The sequence below is a fragment of the Nocardia sp. 852002-20019_SCH5090214 genome (assembly GCF_001665865.1).
In the GTDB taxonomy this organism is placed as follows: Bacteria; Actinomycetota; Actinomycetes; order Mycobacteriales; family Mycobacteriaceae; genus Nocardia; species Nocardia nova.
The window spans coordinates 1-606 of the sequence record NZ_LZMK01000442.1 but is presented as its reverse complement, the minus strand read 5'-3'; the positions used below and the strand labels follow the sequence as shown (position 1 = coordinate 606).

Sequence of the window (606 nt, the reverse complement as noted above, 5' to 3'; positions counted from 1 at the left end):
GCGGCTCGAAACCGCTTCCGAGGCAGCCGATCACGAACCGGAGATCTACCCGTGGAAGGCCGCTCCATCGCATCTGAAGACCCGCCGCCAGCTCCGGGCGGCGGGCCTGGCCCCCGGAGGCCATGCCCCGGTCGCGCAGACCGAAACCCGCCGCCGTGGCCGGCGACTGCTGGCCTACCTCTACGACGCACGACTGGCGGTACCGAAACGCACCGCCAGCCCGGCGCAGCTGCTCGCGGTCGCCAAAGCCATCCGCGAGCACCAGGCCCGCGCGGCTGAGCGTCACGGCTACGCCCGTGACGAGCTCACCACCACCGAAGCCCCAGGTCCGGGCTGGAGGCCCGCGCCGCCCGCGCGCGAATCCAGCGTGATTACGACAAGGCCCGCGCCCACGGCACCGGCGCGGTGGAAATGCTCGATGTGGCAATCGATCACCAGCTCGGATACGCCGCCGAGAATCTGCAGCAGATCGCGTGGGGCAACCGGTGGTCGCTGACGGGATCGCTGGCCGAGGCGCTGACCTGGCACGAGAACTCCGAGATCGCGGCCGAGAAACTCGACGAGCTGCGGAACGCTTTCGCCGACCAGTGGGGTGTGGTCATCGAC

Annotated in this window: 2 protein-coding genes; both read left to right on the top strand. The window is 70.3% G+C overall.

The features are described from left to right. Positions 1 to 43 precede the first annotated feature (43 nt). Entirely contained in the window at positions 44 to 496 is a 453-nt protein-coding gene (locus tag A5780_RS43335; RefSeq protein WP_369829574.1) for an RRQRL motif-containing zinc-binding protein, read from the top strand. Further along, positions 421 to 606: hypothetical protein (locus A5780_RS37430; protein WP_156769509.1), on the top strand; the 186-nt coding region annotated here is incomplete at its 3' end. The genes A5780_RS43335 and A5780_RS37430, both read left to right, overlap by 76 nt.